This window comes from Acinetobacter sp. ANC_7511 (assembly GCF_056779975.1).
This window is the reverse complement of record NZ_JBWYIY010000039.1, coordinates 1-2,179: the sequence shown is the minus strand read 5'-3', so window position 1 is coordinate 2,179 and position 2,179 is coordinate 1. Positions and strand designations below refer to the sequence as shown.

The following is a 2,179-nucleotide window of genomic DNA, read 5'->3' as shown; positions in this document are numbered from 1 at the left end:
AAGATCATTAAGAGATTATGAAGAACAACTTGTGTGGATTTTTACTGGTTGATTGATCGATATATATTATCATTGATAATTGGTAGAAATTTCTCGAAGTTTATTTGAGCAAATTTTTTGTCAGTAATTGATGAGCCAAGATTGGTACCCTTTAGGTACTATTGATTTTAAACTGAAGAGTTTGATCATGGCTCAGATTGAACGCTGGCGGCAGGCTTAACACATGCAAGTCGAGCGGGGGAAGGTAGCTTGCTACTGGACCTAGCGGCGGACGGGTGAGTAATGCTTAGGAATCTGCCTATTAGTGGGGGACAACATCTCGAAAGGGATGCTAATACCGCATACGTCCTACGGGAGAAAGCAGGGGACCTTCGGGCCTTGCGCTAATAGATGAGCCTAAGTCGGATTAGCTAGTTGGTGGGGTAAAGGCCTACCAAGGCGACGATCTGTAGCGGGTCTGAGAGGATGATCCGCCACACTGGGACTGAGACACGGCCCAGACTCCTACGGGAGGCAGCAGTGGGGAATATTGGACAATGGGCGGAAGCCTGATCCAGCCATGCCGCGTGTGTGAAGAAGGCCTTTTGGTTGTAAAGCACTTTAAGCGAGGAGGAGGCTACTAAGATTAATACTCTTGGATAGTGGACGTTACTCGCAGAATAAGCACCGGCTAACTCTGTGCCAGCAGCCGCGGTAATACAGAGGGTGCGAGCGTTAATCGGATTTACTGGGCGTAAAGCGTGCGTAGGCGGCTTTTTAAGTCGGATGTGAAATCCCCGAGCTTAACTTGGGAATTGCATTCGATACTGGGAAGCTAGAGTATGGGAGAGGATGGTAGAATTCCAGGTGTAGCGGTGAAATGCGTAGAGATCTGGAGGAATACCGATGGCGAAGGCAGCCATCTGGCCTAATACTGACGCTGAGGTACGAAAGCATGGGGAGCAAACAGGATTAGATACCCTGGTAGTCCATGCCGTAAACGATGTCTACTAGCCGTTGGGGCCTTTGAGGCTTTAGTGGCGCAGCTAACGCGATAAGTAGACCGCCTGGGGAGTACGGTCGCAAGACTAAAACTCAAATGAATTGACGGGGGCCCGCACAAGCGGTGGAGCATGTGGTTTAATTCGATGCAACGCGAAGAACCTTACCTGGTCTTGACATAGTAAGAACTTTCCAGAGATGGATTGGTGCCTTCGGGAACTTACATACAGGTGCTGCATGGCTGTCGTCAGCTCGTGTCGTGAGATGTTGGGTTAAGTCCCGCAACGAGCGCAACCCTTTTCCTTATTTGCCAGCGGGTTAAGCCGGGAACTTTAAGGATACTGCCAGTGACAAACTGGAGGAAGGCGGGGACGACGTCAAGTCATCATGGCCCTTACGACCAGGGCTACACACGTGCTACAATGGTCGGTACAAAGGGTTGCTACCTAGCGATAGGATGCTAATCTCAAAAAGCCGATCGTAGTCCGGATTGGAGTCTGCAACTCGACTCCATGAAGTCGGAATCGCTAGTAATCGCGGATCAGAATGCCGCGGTGAATACGTTCCCGGGCCTTGTACACACCGCCCGTCACACCATGGGAGTTTGTTGCACCAGAAGTAGGTAGTCTAACCGCAAGGAGGACGCTTACCACGGTGTGGCCGATGACTGGGGTGAAGTCGTAACAAGGTAGCCGTAGGGGAACCTGCGGCTGGATCACCTCCTTAACGAAAGATTGACGATTGGTAAGAATCCACAACAAGTTGTTCTTCATGACGATGTATCTGAGGGTCTGTAGCTCAGTTGGTTAGAGCACACGCTTGATAAGCGTGGGGTCACAAGTTCAAGTCTTGTCAGACCCACCATGACATACTCATACGATACATTGATCTAAATGATAAGCTGGGGACTTAGCTTAGTTGGTAGAGCGCCTGCTTTGCACGCAGGAGGTCAGGAGTTCGACTCTCCTAGTCTCCACCACGTATTCATTCGAATACGTAGTAAGCAAACGAGTTGATAGCTTATAGAGCTTAGTAATAAAGCTGTGTATACTGCACGCCTTGATTATTAAGCTCTGTGATTTATCACAGTTGACTGCGATCTGACGAAGACGTAGTGAATCATTAACAGCATATATTTGAGTTGAAATAATTTGTTCATACTCATAGAAAGAGCGGAAACGAGATAACGTAAGTTATT

At 48.6% G+C, this 2,179-nt stretch carries 2 tRNA genes and 1 rRNA gene; all 3 read left to right on the top strand.

Annotated elements, in window-relative coordinates:
- The first annotated feature begins 169 nt into the window (after positions 1-169).
- The 3 genes from AC1M9L_RS14675 (at position 170) to AC1M9L_RS14665 (ending at position 1,960) form a co-directional block, all read left to right on the top strand.
- A 16S ribosomal RNA gene (locus tag AC1M9L_RS14675) occupies positions 170-1,707 on the top strand.
- Positions 1,708-1,768: 61 nt separating this feature from the next.
- Positions 1,769-1,845: transfer RNA gene (locus tag AC1M9L_RS14670), tRNA-Ile, on the top strand.
- 39 nt (positions 1,846-1,884) lie between these two features.
- Positions 1,885-1,960, top strand: a tRNA-Ala gene (locus AC1M9L_RS14665).
- Positions 1,961-2,179: the final 219 nt, after the last annotated feature.